Here is a 17,990-nt window from a genome sequence, read left to right as displayed (position 1 = left end):
CCTATTGGAAACAGTCTTACTGTTGCGATTAAAAAAATCCAAACGGTAGTTTTAACCATTACCCCTTAAGAAGACTTTAGGCTTGTTTCAAAAATTAAATTAAAAAATTAAGCTCAATTGAAAAGAAAACTAAAAAACGAAGAGTTAGACCGATTAGAAGTTTCAGAATTTAAAACTGCTAAAAAATCACCAATTATTATTGTACTTGATAATATTAGAAGCTTAAACAATATTGGATCGGTTTTTAGAACTAGTGACGCTTTTTTAATTGAAAAGATTTACCTCTGTGGTATTACGGCGCAACCACCGCACAACGACATAAGAAAAACCGCCTTAGGCAGTACTGAAACCGTAGCTTGGGAATATGCCGAACACACTTTAGAGGTCATTGAAAAATTAAAGCAAGACGGGGTTCAAATCTGTGCCATTGAACAAGCCGAAAACGCAACAATGTTAGATCAGTTTAAACCGCAAGCGCAAAACAAATATGCCTTTGTGTTTGGCAACGAGGTTAAAGGTGTTGCCCAAGACGTTGTTGACGCTAGTGATGTTGTTATAGAGATTCCGCAATACGGTACAAAACATTCCTTGAATATCTCGGTGAGTTGTGGTGTAGTGATTTGGGATGTGTTTTCGAAGTTAAAAGTGAGTTCTTAGTTGTTGGTTGTTGGTTGTTCAAAATAGCAAGACGTTAAACAAAAGAAATGAAAACACCTTGGCCCACTAAAGCTGTCATGGAACAGATTTACGAGCAGCACCTTTGGGGCGGCAAAGACTTTGATTTTTATTCTGGAGAAGGCTCACATCACACCGCCATTACCAAACCTTATATAGAGGCCGTGACCTCCTTTCTAAAAGCACACCATAACAACTTAACAGTTTGCGACTTGGGTTGTGGTGATTTTAATATTGGAAAACAGCTTATACCATACAGCAAGACTTATATTGGTATTGACATTGTTGAAAGCTTAATTGAAAGAAACAAAACCGTATTTAAAGCTAAAAATTTAGAATTCCGCTGTTTAAACATTGTAGAGGATGATTTACCTGAAGCCGATTGCATTATCATTCGGCAGGTGCTTCAACATTTATCTAATGCTGAAATCCTTAAAATTGTTCAGAAATTAAAACGCTACCCTTATATTATCTTAACCGAACATATCCCTCAAGGTGAGTTTGAAGCGAACAAAGATAAAATTTCAAGTTTGGGAATTCGACTAAAACAAAACAGTGGAGTTAACCTGTTAAAACCGCCGTTTCATTTAAACGTTAAGCATGTAGAGCAACTCACGGTAAGCCTTCCCACAAATCAAAAAGGACAAATAGTAACCCTCCTATATCAAAACGAAGTCTAACCTTAACGTGATTATTAAGATTGAGGTACAAGTGCCGCCTCACTAATTTGATTCAAAAGCCATAAATAATCTTCACGAGATTTTACAAAATCCTTATCAGAGATATCAATAATTTTCACGTTCATCTCTGGCTGGCTCTTTAAGAAATCGAGATAACCTGCATTAATTTTCTCCAAGTAATCGTCTTTAATATCCTTCTCGTAATTACGTCCGCGTTTTTTAATATTAGCCTGTAAACGTTCTGTGTTTTGGTATAGATACACATACAAATCTGGCTTGGCAATATCTTTATATACTTGGTAAAACAATTTTCTATACAACCTAAACTCATCTTCAGCTAGGGTAATTTTAGAAAAGATTAAAGACTTAAACACATCATAATCACTCACCATAAAATCCTTAAAGAGATCGAGCTGCGATAAATCATCACTGATCTGCTGATAACGATCGGCTAAAAATGACATCTCTAGAGTAAAGGCATAACGCTCTGGTTCTTTATAAAACTTTGGAAGAAACGGATTATCTGCAAAGCGTTCTAAAATAATTTTAGCATTAAAATCTTGCGCAATCTTATGTGTTAAACTGGTTTTACCGGCCCCTATATTGCCTTCAATAGCAATATAATTATAGCGTTTAAAACGGAACGAATCTATAGGATTCTCAAGTTGAACATTAAGTACTTCAATCACCGAAGGATCCTCGCATTCTTCCCATAATTGCTCTAATGATTTTTGAAGCACAGGATGTTGAAAATCGGTAGTGATATCTCGTAGCGGCTGCAACACAAATTTACGCTTGTGTAACTCGGCATGCGGAATCGTTAAGGTGTTTTCTTGAAGGATTTCATCTTCAAAAAACAAAATATCTAAATCAATTTCACGAGAAGCATACCCTTCCGTTGTTTTAGATTGTCTCCCCAAAGCCGTTTCAATAGATTGCAAAGCCTTTAAAACCTTCTTGGGCTTTAATTCTGTTTCAACCGTGATGCAAGCATTATAAAAATCATCACCATCAAATCCTAAGGCTGGGGTTTTATATACTGAAGAAATCTTTTTCACCACACCTACATGCTCAAAAACAGCATCAATGGCCTGTTGCAAATACTGCAATTTCTGCCCTTTGTTACTTCCTAATGCGATGTGAATGGTTTTGCTTGGCTTCATAAATGGATGCCGTTTCTATGACGAATCGGGAGGGACAAAATAACTAAAACTAAACCTATTATGCTAATGATTTCAGCACTGTTCTTTCAAATAAAAAATTAAAAATAACAACAAGGCTTTTAAAACCTATTAAAAAGAACAACCTACTTTAAACCCTACACACAAGGCTATCAATAAGATAAACCCTCCAACCCTAGAATTTAATCCCAAGGAATAAGAACTCCGCATGAGTCGCTTGGTCTTAAGGCGCGTTGGCTCAAACAAATTCTTTATATTTACACCTCACCCCAAAAGCATCTGAATGACATTAAGAGACAAACTTTTAGCACAACGCATATATCTGCTACTTGCTGGTCTGTTTATTACGTCTCTTGTGGTTTCAAATTTAATTTTTCAGAAATTCTTTTATTGGTATCCTTTAGACATAGAAATCTTTGGCACTAAATTATTTGAAATCTCCGTGGGGATTCTACCCTACCCAATCACTTTTCTTATTACAGACCTGATCAGCGAAATCTATGGTAAAAAGCGCGCTAATGATATTGTGGTGGTCGGCATATTTGCGTCTTTATTTTCATTACTCATCATTTATGTGGCGGCTCAGGTCCCTGCAACGGAATGGTCTTATGTAGACAATGAATTATTTCATACCGTTTTTGGAAACACCACCATTGCGGTGTTTGCAAGCATGCTCACCTATTTGTTTGCTCAATTTGTAGACATTCAGATTTATCATTTCTGGAAACGCCTTACCAAAGGCAAGCACTTATGGCTTAGAAATAATTTTTCAACTTGGTTTTCTCAATTTATAGACACCCTAACCATTGTTACGCTACTCTGTAGCTTTGGTATTATTGATTGGGACAACTTCAAAGGTCTGCTGGTTAGTGGCTTTCTTTTTAAAGTGATTGTCGCTATATTAGACACACCGTTTCTGTATTTAGGTGTGTTTCTTTTCCGCAAGCGTTTCCGCCTTAGAACAAATCAAGAAATAGATTTACTTTAAGAGCACAGTCTTTTATTTCCTTATATATTAAAGACGAAATACTTTTTAGGGCGAATAAATCATTAAAATCTTCTTAAACTTCGTAAAACAAGCAACTTTTGTACAGAAATTTGCGTATATATTACAAACGAAAATTCACCAACTTAATAGACCTTATGAAAAAACTACTGAAAATCATTGGAATTATAGCCGTCTTATTTTTAGCCATTCTTATTGCAATACCCTTCGTTTTAGAGTCTAAAATAGACAGCATTGTGCAAAATTATGCCGATGAAAACTTAAATGCCGATTTATCATTTGATGACATCAGTCTTAGTCTTATAAGTAGTTTCCCTAAAGCCTCGGTCAGCGTAGACAATTTAAAGATTACAAACCGCGCGCCTTTTGAAGGTGAAACCTTAGCTACAGCACAGTCGCTTTCGTTTGAAATGGGCATGATGCAGTTATTAAATGGTACCGATACTCCACTAGAAGTCAATGAAATTATTGCTAATGAACTGCTTTTGGTAATTAAAACAAATAATACCGGAGCCGTGAATTACGATATTGTAAAAGAAAGTGAAACCCCTGAAGCAACTACAACAGCACCTGAAAGCACGGCAAGTTTTAGTTTTGATATTGAGCATTACGAACTTAACAATAGTGCCTTCACCTATATAGATGACACGTCTAATATGGCTTTTTACCTTACTGAAATTAATCACTTTGGAACCGGTATTTTTTCAGGAAACACATCAGAGCTCGATACCGAAACAGAGGCTCATGTTAGTTTTGTAATGGACAGCACCGCTTATTTAAGCAATAACACCGTAAAGCTAGACGCCTTAATCGATTTAGATTTAGACCAACAGAAATACACATTTAAAGAAAACAAAGCCTTCATCAATGCGCTACCTTTAGAGTTTGACGGCTATATACAATTGGTTGAAGCCGGACAACAAATAGACCTGAGTTTTAAAAACCCAGGCGCCACCTTTAAAGATTTCCTTGCGCTTATCCCAGAAGCCTACGCTAAAGATGTTGCCGATGTTAGTACTACCGGAAACTTTACTGTTAACGGCATCGTTAAAGGTTTAGTTTCTGAAGAAACCATTCCGACCTTAGATATTAATTTACTTTCTGAAAATGCATCCTTTAAGTTTCCACAACTTCCTAAGAGCGTTAAAAATATTGGGATAGACGTTTCAATAAAAAACAGCACAGGGAATGTTGATGACACCTTTGTGAATATCGATAAATTTAATTTTCAGATCGATGAGGATCTTTTTAAGGCCAAAGCTTCCCTTAAAGATGTCACTAAAAACATGCTTGTTGCGGCCCAGTTAGAAGGTGTTTTAAACTTAGGTCACCTGTCTCAAGCTTATCCTATAGAATTAGAGAATGAGCTCAGCGGAATTTTAAAAGCCAATATGAGTACCTCGTTTGACATGGAAGCCATTGAGACCAACGCTTACCAACGTATTAAGAGTACCGGTGAAATAGGACTTTCTGATTTTGTATTTTCTTCGGAAGACATCTTAAATCCCATTCAAATTAACACTGCTAACTTAACCTTTAAACCCGGAACCGTTAGTCTTAATAGTTTTGATGCCTATACTGGAGATAGTGATTTCTCAGCGACCGGAACCATCAACAACTTACTTGGCTTTATGCTAAGCGATAAAAACCTAAAAGGAAATTTCAGCTTAAATTCGAATACCTTCGCGTTATCCGATTTTATGACGGAAGAGACCACCACACAAGAAACTTCAGAAAATAGCAACACAACGACTTCGGCAAATGCGGAAGCCCTTAAAATTCCTGCCTTTTTAGATTGTACCATTTCGGCTAATGCAAAAACAGTGGTCTACGATAACTTAAATCTAAAAAATGTAAAAGGGCAATTAGTGATTAAAGATCAAACGGCGCGCTTAGAGAATATGACCACCGATATTTTTAATGGCCAATTAGGGATTACTGGAAATGTTTCTACGAAGGGCGAGAAACCAACCTTTGATGTTAAACTAGGAATGGAAAACTTTGATATTTCTCAATCTTTTTCAGACTTAGAGATGCTTAAAGCACTCGCTCCGATTGCCAAGGTATTACAAGGTAAATTTAATTCTACTATAGATATCAGCGGTAATTTAGATGATAGCTTTTCACCAGATTTAAGCACAATTTCTGGTAGTGCTTTAGCAAAAATATTAACCGATGAGATAGACACAAGCAACAGTCCATTACTCACTAGCTTAGACAGCAAATTAAATTTTATAGACCTTGAGGCTTTAAACCTAAAAGACATTGTAGCCAATTTAAGTTTCGAAAATGGTAATGTAGCCGTAAAACCTTTTACATTAAGCTATAAAGACATTCCTATTGAAATTTCAGGATCACATAGTTTCAGTAACACCATGAACTATAATGCCGTTTTACAGGTACCTGCGAAATATTTAGGGAGTGATGTAAATCAGTTAATCGGAAAAATTGACGATAGTGAAGTTAGCAACCTAAGCATCCCTGTCACGGCTAATATAGGCGGAACTTTTTCTAGCCCTAACGTGCAAACCGACCTTTCTTCTGGTGTTACCAATTTAACCAAACAGTTAATTGAAATTGAAAAACAGAAATTAATTGATCAAGGAAAAGACAAAGTTAAGGACTTATTAAGTGGATTGACCAACGGAAATAGCGAGGCCACTAAAACAGATTCTACGGCAACGGCAACAGAAACCACTGAAGACCAAACCACGAAAGACAAAGTAAAAGAGGGTGTTAGCAATATTTTAGGCGGACTTTTAGGTGGTAGTAAGAAAACAACCACAGCTCAGGATACCACTAAAACCAATTGATGGTTGCAAAAAATAACAAATTTCTCTCAAAAAATGTTAATAAATCCATAATTTTTTGGAATTCTTAATAATTAGGTTACATTGAAGGTTCACAAAATTTCAAAGAATACATGAGGCAATTAAAAATCACCAAGCAAGTTACCAACAGGGAAGACAAATCTTTAGATAAGTATTTACAAGATATAAGTAAGATCCCGTTGATAACTGCTGATGAAGAAGTGGAATTAGCACAACTTATTAAAAAAGGTGATCAAGCTGCATTAGATAAATTAACAACAGCCAATTTACGATTTGTTGTTTCCGTTGCTAAGCAATATCAGAATCAAGGTTTAAAATTACCCGATTTAATTAATGAAGGTAACGCCGGATTAGTTAAAGCGGCAAAACGTTTTGATGAAACAAGAGGTTTTAAATTTATTTCTTATGCCGTATGGTGGATTAGACAAGCCATCTTACAAGCCTTAGCAGAACAGTCGCGTATTGTGCGCTTGCCGTTGAATAAAATTGGAACTATTAATAAAATTAATAAGGCCTTTTCACATTTAGAGCAAATTAACCAAAGGCCACCAAACGCTGATGAAATTGCCGGAGAATTGGACCTTAGTGTTCGAGAAGTAAAGCAATCCATGAAGAATTCGGGACGTCACTTATCTATGGATGCACCGTTAAAAGATGGTGAAACCTTTAGTTTATATGATGTTGTAAGTTCTGGAGAGTCTCCAAGACCAGATAGAGATTTAATGCGCGAATCTTTAAATGTTGAAGTTGAACGTGCCTTAGAAACCTTAACACAAAAAGAGAGTGATGTCATCCGATTAAACTTTGGTATTGGCGATCAACCTCCAATGACTTTAGAAGAAATTGGAAGTATTTACGACCTAACGCGCGAACGTGTAAGACAAATTAGAGAAAAAGGGATTCGTAGATTAAGACATGCGAGTAAAAGTAAAATCTTAAAGACCTATTTAGGGTAAAGTATAGGCTTGGCCTCATTATTTAGATAAACTCTGAAAACGAAGCCCATACCCTAAGCATAGTACTTTCACTACGACGCTTTTAAGTTTTAGTTGTAGTGAAATATGCAATTTTGAAAATAAATGTTTAAAAGTTTCAATTAATTTTTTATTTTCAAATAGTTAGAGTATATTTGCCGACCATTTGCAAGAATTAGTTAACAAAAATATATCGATATAATGATTAAAATCGAAATTAAAGAAGGAGAAAATATAGAACGTGCACTTAAGCGTTACAAGCGTAAACACAGAAATGTGCAAATTATGCAGAACCTTAGAGAGTCTCGTTATTTCACTAAACCTTCTGTAAAGAGAAGAAGAGAAGTTCAGAAAGCTGAGTACATCCAAGGCTTAAGGGACGCAGAAAACGTATAGTTTTCTCATTATAGCATTTAAAAAAAAGAGTAGCCTACGCTACTCTTTTTTTTGCTTAAAATTGAAATAAAATTGGGTTTTAAGCTTTATCTTTAAGGGTATATTTAAAACCTACCCATTATGCCACTTATAAAACCTGTTCAAGGGAAACACCCACAAATTCCAGAAGATTGCTACGTTGCCGAAAACGCTACTATTGTAGGCGATGTTAGTTTAGGTAAACAATGTAGTATTTGGTTTAACGCCGTGATTAGAGGTGATGTCCACAGCATTATTATAGGCAATAAAGTTAATATACAAGACGGCGCCGTAATCCATGCGACCTACCAAAAATCACCAACCACTATTGGGAATAACGTCTCTATTGGTCATAATGCCTTAGTCCATGGATGTACCATTAAAGATAACGTCCTTATTGGAATGGGGAGTATTGTTATGGACGATTGTGTTGTAGAGAGCAATAGTATTATTGCCGCAGGCGCAGTGGTGACTAAAAATACCCATGTAGAATCTGGAAGTATTTATGCTGGTGTTCCGGCAAAAAAAGTAAAAGATATCAGCGAAGCTTTAATCTCAGGTGAAATTGATCGTATTGCTAATAACTATATAAAATACTCGAGTTGGTTTAAAGAAGAGTAAGCCTTTCACCTCGGCTTATTTAAGCTCTTTTTCAAGGCTCGCTATCAATTCTTCTAAGGAAGCCATAGCATTTAAACGCTCTGTCTCTAAAAACGGCTGAAGGGCGTTGTTTTCATAACGTAATATAATAGGATAACTGAGCTCTAAATTTGGATATTTAGCCTCAAACTCGTCCTTATGGTAAAACTGCATGTCTACAGGGCTCTCCGATCTAAAACGTTTCCAAAGCTTATGCTCTGTAAACACGCCATGCGTTAAGGAACACAGTTGGCAAGAATAGGTTGAAGGGCTCCATATCTTATGGCCCATATCAAATAAGCCATTCCATTTTCCGGAGTTCGCATTATAAACAAAAAGTAACGTCATACGCCCTTAGTGTTACAAAGCAGCAAAACCTTACTAAAAATCTAAATAAGAAACTTTAAACTGATGCTTAACAATAGCCTCTAAAACCGCGGTATCACTATTTGAAAACAACTGAATATTTGGTTTCTGGGTATTAGTTGTTAATAAGTCGTTTTGGGCCAATACCGCTTTAGTTTGTTGGGCCACGGCTCTACCCGAATCTATAATCTTGATATGGCTAGGCAGCATTTTAGAGAGCATAGGAATTAAATATGGGTAATGCGTACAGCCAAGGACTAAATAATCTATATCCGCCTCTAACATGGGCTTTAAATAGATTTCTAGTAGGCCTTTCATTTCGTCAGACTCTAACCTCCCCGTTTCAATAAGAGAAACAATGCCGTCCCCAACTTGTTCAATAATTTTAATCCCTTTAGAGTAGAGATCTGTTGTTTTATGAAACAACTGGCTGCTCAAGGTCCCTTGGGTGGCTAAGATTCCAATAGCTTTAGATTGGGTGTTTAGCGCCGCAGGTTTAATAGCGGGTTCAATGCCAATAAAAGGCAGCTTATAAGTTGCTCTTAAATACGCAATAGCATTGGTGGTTGCCGTATTGCAAGCCACAACAATAATTTTACACCCCTGATCTATTAAGTATTCCGTGTTTTTAATACTTAAACGAAGAATATCTTCTTTAGAGCGGTTACCATAAGGGGCATTTTTACTATCGGCTAAGTAAATACAAGATTCATAAGGCAATAAGGCATGGATTTCCTTAAAGATGGAGGTTCCACCAATGCCCGAATCAAATAGTCCTATAGCTTGCTTATTACTCATGGGTACAAAAATAAAAAGTCGCTTAAGATTAAGCGACTTTCTAAATATTTATTTTAATCAGGATTACATTCCTAATTGTTTTTTAACATCTGCCATAAGGTCTTTACCATCGGCAACGATTAACATTGCAGCATCCACAACGTACTTAATTCCTTGTGCTTTAGCAACGGCTTTAATTGCGTTATCTGCTTTAGCAACGATAGGCTTTAAAAGGTTAAATTCTTTTTCCTGTAAATCCTTTTGTGCTTGTTGTTGAAACTCACCTAAGCTCTGCTTAATCCCTTCAACTTCTTGCATACGCTTCATGTTTTCTTCTTCAGTCTTAGATTCTGCCTCAGCATTGTATTGCTTTAACTTCGTATCTAATTCTTTAATTGAAGATTGTATTTGCGCTTCATAGGTTTTCCCTAATTTTTCAATCTCAGCTTGTGCTTGAGCATAAGCTGGCATCGATTTTATTAACTCTTGCTTATTAATATGGGCAACACTGCTTTGCGCTGAGCTAAAACTTGTAGCTCCGATAAAAAGTACTGCTGCAAATAATAAAGATTTTAAATGTTTCATTTGATTTAAATTGATTTTAATGTATTACTTGTTATTAATTATTGTCTTCGTTTTTCTTAGCTTTCGCTATAGAATCGTTTATTCTTACTTGTTCTTCGCGTTCTTTACGCGCTTGTAATCTTTGATTAATTATTTTTTGTTTACGCTCTTCTAAGGCTTTTTGGCGTGCTTCGCGCTCTTTTAATTTTTTAGCACGTTGTTCTGCGGCTAACTCTGCAGCGGTTTTTGGTTTCTCTGTTTTCACAGAATCCTTTTTAACAACCGCCTCTACTTTTGTACTGTCTGATTTTATAAGCTTCACAGGTCCAGAAATACTATCCGTTTGCACCGTTTTAGAAGCAACCTCTCCATCTTTAGTACTTGTGTCTTCAGAAGTTTCCGTTCCATTTCTTAAGGCTTCTGCTTTAGCACGACGTTCTTCGGCCTCTTTTCTTCGCTCTTCTCTTAAAGCTTCTTGTGCTTTTTTACGGTCTTCAATTGCTTTTTCACGCTCTGCACGTTTAGCGGCGAGTTGTGCTTCACGTTCCGCTTTACGAGCGTCTAAGGCTTGTTGACGTTCATCTTTATCACTATCCACATCAGGAACAACAGCTTCCTCTTCTAAAGCTTTTCGTTCTTTCTTGTTCTTCGCCTGTGTACGTTTAGAGCTTCTGGTAATCGTTCTTAAAACTTGCTCACTGATATCGTAGCGTTCTGCTGAATACAGCATCACAACATCTGCAGACTTATCAAATACAAAATCGTATTTTTTGGTATCGGCAATTTCTTGTACCGCTGCAAAAATTTGATCTTGGATTGGCTCAATAAGCTGGCGTTTCTGAATCATTAAATCTCCTTCTGGCCCAAAACGTTTTTGTTGGTAGTCTAAAACCTCAGCCTCTTCAAAAGAAATATCTTCAAAACGTTCGTCATATAATTCCTTTGTAAGAAGTACACTTTCATTGTCGAGCTCATTTTTCTTCTGCTGAATCGCTTTGAGCTTTTTTTCAATTTCAGACTTCCATTGCAGTACTTTTTTATCTAACTGTGATGAGGCTTCTTGATACTCGGGTACATTTTGTAAGATGTATTCGGTATCGATATAACCAATTCTAACGCCACGTTGTGCAAATGCGCTAAAGCTAGTTAACCCTAATATGGTGAGTAAAAAAAGAACTTTAAATTTCATCATTTGTATTTTCATAGTTTGAGACAATTTAACCGTAAAACTAAATGGATTATCTACTTAGCAATACTAATCTTCAAATTTAACGAAATATAATCTTAAAAATTTTAACAAACTGATGAAATCCTTATTTTGATATTAGAAAATATCGTGCCAAACTTAAAATTGTTGTCCAATGATGAAGTGAGTTTCCCAATTTTTAACGGCTGTTCCGTAAGGTGACTCATCAAAAGCATGACCGAAATCAATTCCTAATAAACCGAATGCTGGCATAAAGATTCTAAGTCCAAAACCTGCCGATCTTTGAAGTTTAAACGGATCGAAATCTTTAAAATCATTAACTGAAGACCCCGCTTCTAAAAATGATAAAGCATAAATCTTAGCCTGTGCTCCTAAGGTAATAGGGTAACGAAGTTCTAAAGAAAACTTGTTGTAAATAGATCCCCCATCTGCATCGGATAACGATTGGTTTGGATATCCACGTAATTGTACCACTTCTCTTCCATCTAAAGAGTAGTTCGCTAGACCATCACCTCCTAAGAAGAAACGCTCAAAAGGAATAACACCACGGTCACTGTTATAAGCGCCAAGGAATCCAAATTCTATACTAGGACGTAAGACTAACTTTTTCGTTAAGGCTTGGTACCAATCCGCTTTGAATTTAATCTTATAAAATTCTAACCATTTAAAACGTTCTTGGTCAATTTCAGAGATTCTTTCATCTGTAGTATTAGAATCGGCACGCTCTTCAGCTAAAGCTTCATAATCTACACCGTTAACTAAAGAGTAAGGGAAAGAGAATTTTGCTGACACTGAGAAGTTAGAACCTCCTGTTGGATAAATAGGATCTGTATAAAGGTTATTTCTACTTAAACCAATAGTATATGATAGGTTGTTAGACGTTCCATCACCAAAGGTAAATAAACTAGTACTATAATTCTTTAAGTTATAATGCTGGAAACTAATGGCTTGAGATAATAAGAAGTAATCATCTGGTTCTGCTAGACGTGTTGATAATCCGAGGGTTAGACCGGTAATGTTAAAACTTTTACTCTTATCGGCACTTCCTGTTGAAGAATCGTATAAAAACTGTCTTGAATACGAAAGTGAAGATGATAATTGGTATGGTTTTTTACCTCCTAACCATGGCTCACTAAATGAGAAACTATAGGTTTGGTAATACTGACTCGCTTGAAGTCTTAAGGCTAAACTTTGACCGTCTCCACGAGGTACCGGCTTATAGGCATCTTTCTTAAAGATATCTTTAATAGCAAAGTTATTAAATGAAAGTCCTAAGGTTCCGATAAAGCCACCGCCACCGTAACCCCCTTGTAGTTGGATCTGGCTAGATCCTTGCTCTACTACAGAGTATTCAATATCTAAGGTTCCGTCTACTGGATTTGGATTTTTTACATTCGGTGCAATTTGTTGTGCATCAAAAAATCCTAATTGTCCTAACTCTCTAATGGTTCTGATAATTTCAGATTTTCTATAAAGTTCTCCTGGACGGGTTCTTATTTCTCTATAAATCACGTGATCATTAGTCACATCATTACCTACAACAGTAACATTATTATAGTAAGCTGGTTTTCCTTCAGAAATACGAATCTCCATATCAATAACATTACCTTCCGCACTTACTTCTACAGGATTGATAGAAGAGAACATATACCCCCAGTTTTGGTAAGCATTAGTAATATCATTAGCATCTGGATTAGAATTATCTGCAATACGCTCTCTTAATTCTACACCATTATAAGTATCGCCTTCTTTTAAACCTAAAAGATTAGATAATTGTTGATCTGAATAAACCGTGTTTCCTACGAAAGAAATCTTTCCGAAGGTATACTTCTCTCCTTCTTCAACTTTAATGTCTAGGCTAATGGTTTTATCATCGATGTAAGAAATAGAATCTGAAATTATTCTTGCATCTCTATATCCATTCTCTTTATAGTAATCAATAACACTAACAAGGTCTTCTCTAAAATCGTCTTCTATATATTTAGAACGTTTTAAAATACGGATAAAGTTCTTTTGCTTCGTATGTTTCATGGCTTTACGAAGCTTCTTATCTGCTATTTTCTCATTCCCATCAAAATTGATAGACTTGATCTTTACCTTTTCACCTTGATCGAGAACCAAACGCATATTAACACGTTCTTTTTCTACAGAGTCTACCACTTCAGAGGTCGTAATTCTTACTTTGGTATTTAAATATCCTTTTTTACGGTACTTATTAGTAAGGTAGTTTTTAGTGGTAGCAATAAGGTTTTCTGTTACCTTTTGTCCAGGCTTCAGCTTATTTTCATTAATAATCTCATCTCTTTTACCACGCTTTACCCCTACAATGGTAAGTTCTTTAAGCTCAGGTAAATCGCTAAGATTAATTTCTAAATTAGCGGTATTACCCTCTATATTCGTAATATAAATATCAATACTACTAAATAGGTTAGACTTCCATAAGGTCTTTACAGCATTGGCTATTTTTTCGCCTCCAACCTGAATTTCTTCATCCTTTCTTAATTTAGAATAGGCAATAATAGTTTGAGCACTAAAATTGGTGTTTCCGGTAACATTAATTTCCTTAATTAAATAGGTCTCTCCATCTTCTACTTGTCCATAACTACTAAGGGAAATTGTAAAAAGGAGTGCAATGCAAATGCGTTGAATAAATGACGTCAATACTGCGTGGTTAGGTAAGTTGTTCGCTTGTTTTTCCAAATCTTCGTTCTCTGTTTTGATAATTTATAAGGGCCTCATAGAGATTTTCTTTTTTAAAATCTGGCCATAAAATATCTGTAAAATATAATTCTGCGTAAGCTATCTGCCAGAGCAAAAAGTTACTAATTCGTTGCTCTCCACTTGTGCGTATAAGTAGGTCTACATCTGGTAAATTTTGCGTGTAAAGATGCTTATTAATAATTGATTCGTCAATACTTTCAGAGGAAATTATATTATTTTTAACTTTAACTGATAATTCCTTAATAACATTAACAATTTCTTCACGAGAACCATAACTTAACGCCAAAGTAAGCGTCATATTTGTATTCTCCTTCGTTTTCTCAATAACATCTAAGAGTTCTTGGTGCGCCTTTTTAGGAAGATCTTTAAGGCAACCGATAGCATTCAGCTTAATATTATTGTCCTGTAAAGTTTTAATTTCTTTCTTTAAGGACTTTACTAAAAGTTTCATTAGGGTTTGTACTTCTAGCTTCGGACGGTTCCAGTTCTCTGTTGAAAAGGCGTAAAGCGTTAAGTTTTTAATTCCTAATTCTGCGCTAGCTTCTACGGCTTCTCTTACGGATTTTGTTCCATTTTCATGACCAATAACTCGCAATAAACCTTGTTGTTTTGCCCAACGCCCGTTACCATCCATGATGATTGCTACATGGCTTGGTAATTTCTTTTTATTTATTTGTTCTTTTAAACTCATTTAAAAATTGCAATAGCAAGGCCTTCTTCCAAAGGTGTAAGTTAATGTAATTCCCGAAAACATATACCAATCATTATTATTCGTATTCCCAAAACTTAAGGTTTCGCGATCTTCTGAGTCGGGCACACTACCATCTAACTCATCAGAAAAAGTATAGCGTGCTCCTAGTTCTGCTGCCAGAATAAACTGATTGGCAATACGCGCTTTATAGCCTAGGGTCATCGGAATACCGAAAGCCCAACTACTTGTCCCTTCTGAAGTATAGGTCCCGTTAGAACTAAAATAATAATTATCGTGATTGGTTATTGTTATTCCTGAATACAAATAGGGCGTTCCTTTAAATCCGGGCGTATGCAAATCAAACTCCACAAATGTAAATTCCATACCTGCTGATAGTTCTAACATATCTGTACTAAACTCGTAATCACGAGCTATTCGTCTTGGATCGTCAGATTCCGCATCAACGCCTTTAAGTTCTGAAAATAAAATTGAGGCTCTAAACGAATGCCTTGCACTTCTATTCCATTTCCCTAGGATCCCAATAGCAAACTGATTGGGCGCTATATAATCGGTTGCTCCAACATCACCTATAACGTTAGTTCCACCCGCAATGATACCAACCTCATAAATTTGAGCATGGACATTTCTAGTGGCGATAGCACCTAATAAAAACAAAATAAAGTACTTCATAAAATTTTCAAAGTTTGCAAATATAACAATTCTGATTTGCGTACAGTCATCTGACGCAAATTTGGTCTTATAAATAAACTGTTTTTGAAACTAATTATTGTATTATTTGCAGTTAGTTACGCCTATCTTCTCCCCAAAGTAACTTTTTTCTAAGCGTTGCCAAAAAGGACTCGTCTAGCAATTCTACCATTTTTATAACAAAGTCTGCTTTTTTTACCGTTACCGTAGTGGTATTAGAAAGCGTGACGATACGCGAATCTAAAGACATTAAAAACTGATCTTCCCTCCCGTCTACTCTTAGCGTAACCGTTTTACTATCGGGCAGCACTAAAGGTCTTGCACTTAAATTATGAGGAGCAATCGTAGTTAATACAAAATTCTTTGCATTTGGCGCAATAACAGGTCCACCACAACTTAGAGAATACCCTGTAGATCCCGTTGGTGTAGATAAAATAAGTCCATCGGCCCAATACGTGGTAAGAAACTCATCATCTAAATGGGTTTCTATAGTAATCATAGAGGTGGTATTTTTTCTACTAATCGCAATTTCATTGAGGGCAAAATGGGTTTCTACAACATCTTCATGTTCGGGATCTGTAGAAACACTAAGTAAAGCCCGTTCAGAGATTTTATAGGCCCCATTAAAGATCTCGGTTAAGGCAGACTGAATATCATCAATCTGAATGGTCGCTAAAAATCCTAAACGTCCGGTGTTAATCCCTACAACAGGAATATTTAAATCCCGCACATAGGTTATCGCTCTTAATATGGTTCCATCGCCACCCACACTAATAAGCAAATTAAAACTAGCATCTAAGGCATCAAAAGTTTTGATTTTAGCATTGGCTTTAACCTGCTGAAATTGGGTCTCCAGAAAAGCGGCTTCCACATAAATTTCGGCCTCTTTTTCAATTAAAACATCGATTAATTTCTCAACAGCCTGCTGTGTGATTTCTTTTGAATAATTCTGACCGTATACTGCGACTTTTATCATTACATATTAAGGTATTTATCCAAATACTGAGAACGCGATTTAAGACTTTCTAAATACGTATCATCTTCATGCCCCGAAATAATATTATAACTATAGCGTCTGAAGGTTTGGATAATTTCATTAAGGCTAATATTGCCTATTTTTAAGGTGATTCTTACTAAATCGCCATCAATTTTAGACACAAAAGCCCCTAATATTTTAGCATCATTAGATTCTACAATTTGGCTAATTTCACTAAAGGAATAATCATTAATGCCTTTTTCAACAATAATAACCCCACCAGGTTCTGAAAAGAACGGCGTCTCATTAAAGAGGTGGATAATATCATTGAGTTCATAATACCCGAGATAGCTGTTTTTTTCATCTAAAACCGGCATTATATTGGTGTCATTTTGAGCAAAGGCTTCTAGCACATCGAGCCAAATTGTGGTAGGCCTAACAAAAAAACCTTCCATAGCATAATGGCAATCTCCAATGGTCTTTTCAGCTTCAAAACAATGGGCATCCGTTTCTGAGATACATCCCATATAAACCCCATCTTTATTAATAGGAATATGAGAGTACGTCAGCTGATTAAAAAGCATTTTCACGTCACTAACCTTATCTGTAACACTCAAAGGTTTGATATCATTTATGATGTAATCTTGAAGTTCCATAAAACGGTATTTATAATAAGGTGCAAATTAATGAAAAATAACCACAATACGGCCTTCAAAGGTAGGAGAACTCACATCCCTATTTCCTCTAAAAATGTAAAAAAGCAACAAAAAGAACCTAAGGCTTACTGAATCTTTTCTCTTAAAAATTAAAACTAAAGCGGAGTTCTGTATTTTTGTAAGATAAATTAAGATACAGATGACTAAGTTAAGTGTTAATATCAATAAAATTGCGACATTAAGAAATAGTCGCGGAGGCGATGTCCCAAACCTCATTCAATTTGCTAAAGACGTTCAAAGTTACGGTGCAGAAGGTATTACCATACACCCTAGACCCGATGAAAGACACATCCGTTACCAAGATGCTTACGATTTAAAATCGGAAGTCTACACCGAGTATAATATTGAAGGGAATCCTATTCCTAAATTTATGGATTTGGTTTTAGCCATTAAACCAACACAAGTGACTTTAGTTCCAGACGCTACAGATGCCATTACGTCTAACGCAGGTTGGGACACTGTAAAACACAAGGATTTTTTAACCGAGGTCATTCAAACCTTTAAGTCTAACGGAATTAGAACATCAATATTTGTAGACCCTGATTTGCATCAAATTGAAGGTGCCAAAGCCACAGGTACAGACCGCATAGAACTTTACACAGAAGCCTTTGCACACCAATATGGCTTAGGTAATAAAGAGGCCATTAATGCGTATATGGAATGTGCTGGTCTAGCCAACACCTTACAGTTAGGAATCAATGCAGGCCATGATTTATCCTTACAAAACATACAGTTTTTTAAAGAAAATATTCCTGGTTTACAAGAAGTCTCTATTGGGCACGCCCTTATTGCTGAAAGCTTATATATGGGCGTTGAAAAGGTGATTAGTTCTTATTTAGAGAAACTAAAATAAACCACAAAAGA

The 17,990-nt window shown here is 36.0% G+C and carries 18 protein-coding genes; 8 read left to right on the top strand and 10 right to left on the bottom strand.

The genetic code is table 11. From position 1 onward, the window contains the following. The first annotated feature begins 117 nt into the window (after positions 1-117). Both ACFQ13_RS15985 and ACFQ13_RS15980 read left to right on the top strand, forming a co-directional pair. Positions 118-657 (top strand): RNA methyltransferase, encoded by a 540-nt coding sequence (locus ACFQ13_RS15985; RefSeq protein ID WP_386119119.1) that lies wholly within the window; start codon positions 118-120, stop codon positions 655-657. 47 nt (positions 658-704) lie between these two features. After that, entirely contained in the window at positions 705-1,355 is a 651-nt protein-coding gene (locus ACFQ13_RS15980) for a class I SAM-dependent methyltransferase (protein WP_386119117.1), read from the top strand. 14 nt (positions 1,356-1,369) lie between these two features. On the opposite strand, the gene folK is transcribed toward ACFQ13_RS15980, so the two are convergent. Then, complete coding sequence (gene folK / locus ACFQ13_RS15975; RefSeq protein WP_386119115.1) at positions 1,370-2,518, bottom strand: 2-amino-4-hydroxy-6-hydroxymethyldihydropteridine diphosphokinase; 1,149 nt, start codon at positions 2,516-2,518, stop codon at positions 1,370-1,372. Between the two features lie 301 nt (positions 2,519-2,819). On the opposite strand from folK, the gene ACFQ13_RS15970 reads away from it, so the two are divergent. The 5 genes from ACFQ13_RS15970 (at position 2,820) to ACFQ13_RS15950 (ending at position 8,382) form a co-directional block, all read left to right on the top strand. Next, positions 2,820-3,524 (top strand): queuosine precursor transporter, encoded by a 705-nt coding sequence (locus ACFQ13_RS15970; protein ID WP_386119114.1) that lies wholly within the window; start codon positions 2,820-2,822, stop codon positions 3,522-3,524. Positions 3,525-3,679: 155 nt separating this feature from the next. Next, positions 3,680-6,355 carry an AsmA-like C-terminal region-containing protein gene (locus ACFQ13_RS15965; protein ID WP_386119112.1) on the top strand — a complete coding sequence of 892 codons (2,676 nt, stop codon included), beginning with the start codon at positions 3,680-3,682 and terminating at the stop codon, positions 6,353-6,355. Positions 6,356-6,465: 110 nt separating this feature from the next. Then, the gene (locus ACFQ13_RS15960; protein WP_114308483.1) at positions 6,466-7,329 is read left to right on the top strand and encodes a sigma-70 family RNA polymerase sigma factor; all 864 of its coding nucleotides are present in this window, start codon (positions 6,466-6,468) and stop codon (positions 7,327-7,329) included. Positions 7,330-7,548: 219 nt separating this feature from the next. After that, positions 7,549-7,743, top strand: a complete 195-nt coding sequence (rpsU, locus tag ACFQ13_RS15955; protein ID WP_114308482.1) for a 30S ribosomal protein S21 — start codon at positions 7,549-7,551, stop codon at positions 7,741-7,743. A 120-nt stretch (positions 7,744-7,863) separates the two neighbouring features. Continuing rightward, the gene (locus tag ACFQ13_RS15950; protein WP_386119110.1) at positions 7,864-8,382 is read left to right on the top strand and encodes a gamma carbonic anhydrase family protein; all 519 of its coding nucleotides are present in this window, start codon (positions 7,864-7,866) and stop codon (positions 8,380-8,382) included. Between the two features lie 15 nt (positions 8,383-8,397). Here the strand turns inward: ACFQ13_RS15950 and ACFQ13_RS15945 are convergent, their stop codons facing one another. From ACFQ13_RS15945 to ACFQ13_RS15905, 9 genes are all read right to left on the bottom strand, one after another. After that, positions 8,398-8,748, bottom strand: coding sequence for a GTPase (locus ACFQ13_RS15945; protein WP_386119108.1), 351 nt, complete (start codon positions 8,746-8,748; stop codon positions 8,398-8,400). A 33-nt stretch (positions 8,749-8,781) separates the two neighbouring features. After that, positions 8,782-9,564 carry a glutamate racemase gene (gene murI, locus ACFQ13_RS15940; protein WP_386119106.1) on the bottom strand — a complete coding sequence of 261 codons (783 nt, stop codon included), beginning with the start codon at positions 9,562-9,564 and terminating at the stop codon, positions 8,782-8,784. A 63-nt stretch (positions 9,565-9,627) separates the two neighbouring features. Then, positions 9,628-10,128, bottom strand: a complete 501-nt coding sequence (locus ACFQ13_RS15935) for an OmpH family outer membrane protein (protein ID WP_114308478.1) — start codon at positions 10,126-10,128, stop codon at positions 9,628-9,630. Positions 10,129-10,162: 34 nt separating this feature from the next. Then, a complete protein-coding gene (locus ACFQ13_RS15930) occupies positions 10,163-11,311 on the bottom strand; it encodes an OmpH family outer membrane protein (RefSeq protein ID WP_386119104.1) in 1,149 nt (382 codons plus the stop codon). A 141-nt stretch (positions 11,312-11,452) separates the two neighbouring features. Beyond that, positions 11,453-14,014 carry an outer membrane protein assembly factor BamA gene (gene bamA, locus ACFQ13_RS15925; protein ID WP_386119102.1) on the bottom strand — a complete coding sequence of 854 codons (2,562 nt, stop codon included), beginning with the start codon at positions 14,012-14,014 and terminating at the stop codon, positions 11,453-11,455. Then, a complete protein-coding gene (locus ACFQ13_RS15920) occupies positions 13,986-14,726 on the bottom strand; it encodes an isoprenyl transferase (RefSeq protein ID WP_114308476.1) in 741 nt (246 codons plus the stop codon). Before ACFQ13_RS15920 ends, bamA begins: the two co-directional genes overlap by 29 nt. Next, positions 14,727-15,416 carry a type IX secretion system protein PorG gene (porG, locus tag ACFQ13_RS15915; protein ID WP_386119100.1) on the bottom strand — a complete coding sequence of 230 codons (690 nt, stop codon included), beginning with the start codon at positions 15,414-15,416 and terminating at the stop codon, positions 14,727-14,729. It abuts the gene before it with no gap. Between the two features lie 112 nt (positions 15,417-15,528). Then, positions 15,529-16,407, bottom strand: a complete 879-nt coding sequence (locus ACFQ13_RS15910; protein ID WP_386119488.1) for an NAD kinase — start codon at positions 16,405-16,407, stop codon at positions 15,529-15,531. Positions 16,408-16,409: 2 nt separating this feature from the next. Further along, positions 16,410-17,066: a CBS domain-containing protein gene (locus tag ACFQ13_RS15905; RefSeq protein ID WP_114308474.1), complete on the bottom strand. Its 657-nt coding sequence runs from the start codon at positions 17,064-17,066 to the stop codon at positions 16,410-16,412. A 199-nt stretch (positions 17,067-17,265) separates the two neighbouring features. Here ACFQ13_RS15905 and ACFQ13_RS15900 point away from each other — a divergent pair, with 199 nt between their 5' ends. Then, complete coding sequence (locus ACFQ13_RS15900; protein ID WP_386119097.1) at positions 17,266-17,979, top strand: pyridoxine 5'-phosphate synthase; 714 nt, start codon at positions 17,266-17,268, stop codon at positions 17,977-17,979. The last annotated feature ends 11 nt before the right edge of the window (positions 17,980-17,990 follow it).

The sequence above is a fragment of the Winogradskyella rapida genome (assembly GCF_042675845.1).
In the GTDB taxonomy this organism is placed as follows: domain Bacteria; phylum Bacteroidota; class Bacteroidia; order Flavobacteriales; family Flavobacteriaceae; genus Winogradskyella; species Winogradskyella rapida.
This window is presented reverse-complemented; position numbering and strand designations above follow the sequence as displayed.